Annotated in this window: 4 protein-coding genes; 3 read left to right on the top strand and 1 reads right to left on the bottom strand. The window is 67.2% G+C overall.

Translation table 11 applies throughout. The features are described from left to right. On the top strand, nt 1–306 hold a 306-nt coding region (locus tag K228_RS0124480), incomplete at its 5' end, for a peptidoglycan-binding domain-containing protein (protein WP_025620728.1). Between the two features lie 26 nt (nt 307–332). After that, nucleotides 333–638 carry a hypothetical protein gene (locus K228_RS0124475; protein WP_025620727.1) on the top strand — a complete coding sequence of 102 codons (306 nt, stop codon included), beginning with the start codon at nt 333–335 and terminating at the stop codon, nt 636–638. 83 nt (nt 639–721) lie between these two features. Here K228_RS0124475 and K228_RS0124470 read toward each other — a convergent pair whose 3' ends face one another. Beyond that, nucleotides 722–2,131 (bottom strand): right-handed parallel beta-helix repeat-containing protein, encoded by a 1,410-nt coding sequence (locus K228_RS0124470; protein WP_025620726.1) that lies wholly within the window; start codon nt 2,129–2,131, stop codon nt 722–724. Between the two features lie 212 nt (nt 2,132–2,343). Between K228_RS0124470 and K228_RS0124465 the strand changes: the two genes are divergently transcribed. After that, nucleotides 2,344–2,598 (top strand): hypothetical protein, encoded by a 255-nt coding sequence (locus K228_RS0124465; RefSeq protein ID WP_025620725.1) that lies wholly within the window; start codon nt 2,344–2,346, stop codon nt 2,596–2,598. Nucleotides 2,599–2,645: the final 47 nt, after the last annotated feature.

Below are 2,645 nucleotides of genomic sequence, written 5' to 3'. Positions count from 1 at the left end.
CTGCCGAGCGGCTACTACTTCGGCTCCCGTAGCGGAGGGAATCGGTCGGTGTCGGGGTACTACCGCCGGAAGTTCAACGGCAAGACCGACCGGCAGTGGCTCGCCACCTGGACCACGCAGCTAGTCCGCCGCGGCTGGCCCGCCGGCAAGGGCCGCCGGTACCTGCGCATGGCCGGCAATGACGGGCTGTACGGCCAGGAGTACCGGGAGTTAATCAAGGCATTCCAGGCCGACCAGGGGCTCCGCGTGGATGGGCTGCTGGGCCGTAAGACCTGGGATGCGGCGTACCGCAACCCAATCACCTGACCGGCTGCGCACATCAGGAGTCCGCGGTGGAGACACTGCTCTACATCTCGGCGGTGATCGCCGCCGTCGGCGCCGCCGCCGAGGTACTCCGCCGCGCCGGCCGCGGGACGCTGGCGACCAGCCGCAAGCTGGCGCGGCTCGCCGATGACCTGATGGGCGAGCCGCCCCGCCCTGGCCTCCCCGACGGCCGACCAGGGCTGATGGCCCGAGTCGGCCGAATCGAGCAGCGCCTCGACGCTCTCGAGGAGCTGCGCCCCAACGGCGGCAGCTCAATCAAAGACCAGGTGTCCAGGATCGCCCACGCCACCGGCGCCGACAAGCCCGAGCGCTGACCGTGTGGGAACGGCGGAGGGATCCCGCCCCTACCGACAAGCGGCGGAACGGGACCCCTCGTGGATCCGGCGTACTCGGATGGCTATCCGGCGCAGCTGGGTACGTTGACGCAGTTGTTCGGCCGGTTCTTGACCACGACCGTGCCGGTGGCGGTGTTCAGCTCGACCGTGCCGCCGTTGTTGAAGATGCCACCGCCGCCGTCATCGCTAACGGCGATGTTCTTGAAAACCTTGGTAGCGAAGAGGGCGGCAACGCCGGTGGCTTCGTTGAAGATGCCGCCGCCCTGGCCACCTGCCTGGTTGCCGATGATCTTTGTATGTCGCAACACCAGATCGGCGGCGCTGTAGATACCGCCACCGTCGGTGGCAGCGGTGTTGTCCTTGACGAGGCTGTCCTCGACAACAACAGCGGCGTTTGTGTTTATCCCTAGACCGCCACCATTGCCTGTGCTGGCTGTGTTTCCGACAAGGGTGCCGTATCGGATTGCGAGTTGTGCGCTGCTGTTGACGAAAATGCCGCCGGACTCCGGGGCGGTGTTGTCCGTGATGTAGGTATCCGTGACGATACCAACGCCACTATCTACGAAAAGGCCACCGGCAGAATTTCGAGCGTGATTGGCGGTAATGGTGCTGTGCTCGATCCGGACTGTGCCTCCCGCGCCGCTTACTCCAGCCCCTAGGTTGGCGGCATTGGCGGATATGTGGGACTTGCTGATTTCGAGTATGGCGGTGCTGGTGATACCTCCGCCGTCGGAGCCAGCGGTGTTGTGGCTGACGGTGGAGTGTCTCACCCGGGTGATGCCGAAATTGTTGATGCCGCCACCTGCGGAGCCGGTAATGTTGCGAGTGATGGTGCTGTGATTGACAGTGAGTGCTCCACCGGCGTCGACGAAGATTCCCGCACCCCTGTCGCTGGTCTGCCCGCCAGTGATCTTCAGGTGGTTGAGGGTGAGGTCACCGCCGACTCCGACAGTGAGGATGCGGAACTGGTCGGCGGCGGCGGCGCGTTTGATGGTGGTGTGTTTGCCGCCGTTGAGGGTGATCGGGGAAGCGATCGAGGGTAGGCCGGCGCCGTCGATGTTGGCGGTGAGCAGGTAGGTGCAGTCCTTGGCGAGGTCGAGCACCGCGCCGTCGCGGGCATTCGCGAGGGTGATCGCGGCGATCAGGGCGTCCGTGTCACACGGCACGGGTGTGCCCTTCGGCTTCTTCCCCTTCGTCCCCTTGTCCTTCTTGCCCTTGCCGTCGTCCTTGCCCTTGCCCTTGTCGTCGCGTTTGCCGCGGTCATCGTCGGCGGAGGGCCGGTCCAGCGTCTCGGGCCGACCCTCGGCGCTGGCGAGGCTACGTCCCACAGCGTCAGCGGCCGGGCCGACGGCGACGCCCACGGCCGTCAGGGCCAGGCCAGTCATTCCGGCCAGCCCAGCGGCCCACCATCGCGATCTGGCCCGGCGTTCGCTGGGCCGGTCTGGTTCGTGTTCGTGGAGCGGATGGTTCATGCGGTCTCGGTGTCCTTCCCCCGTCACGGACGAGAACCCAACCCCCCCCGGGGGGAGACCGGGTGGTGGTCCTCGGCTACCGGGCAGGCGGTAGCAACCACCCCGAGCCAAACCGACACCCACCCCAAATGGACATGAACCCGAGAAACATCCCCAAACGAGACAGCAGAACCGCTAGCAGGTGTACTGCCCCACCCCGAGGAGGCACCCCGATGACTCACGACTACCTGATCTCCCTGATCCGCACCGCCGTCCCCGCCGCCGTCGGCGCCGCCCTCGCGTGGCTGGCCTCGACGGCGGGCATCGTCCTCGACGCCGACTCGGGCACCGCCCTCACCGCGGGCGTGGTGGCGCTGGCGATGGCCGGCTACTACGCCCTCGTCCGGGTCGCCGAGGCCCGCTGGCCGTGGCTGGGGGTGCTGCTGGGCACGCCGGCCGCGCCGAAGTACGAGGTGCCGGGGCGGTAGGGTCACTGGTCCTTCTGCGCGTACTCGGTGAGCAGGCGGGTTACGAC

It is taken from the genome of Salinispora cortesiana (assembly GCF_000484695.1).
In the GTDB taxonomy this organism is placed as follows: domain Bacteria; phylum Actinomycetota; class Actinomycetes; order Mycobacteriales; family Micromonosporaceae; genus Micromonospora; species Micromonospora cortesiana.
Note: the sequence above shows the minus strand (reverse complement) of the source record. Positions and strands in the feature narration are given on the sequence as shown.

Coding starts and splice junctions, on each gene's coding strand:
- K228_RS0124470 (WP_025620726.1), bottom strand. CDS start 2,131: ATGAACCATCCGCTCCACGAACACGAACCAGACCGGCCCAGCGAACGC.
- K228_RS0124465 (WP_025620725.1), top strand. CDS start 2,344: ATGACTCACGACTACCTGATCTCCCTGATCCGCACCGCCGTCCCCGCC.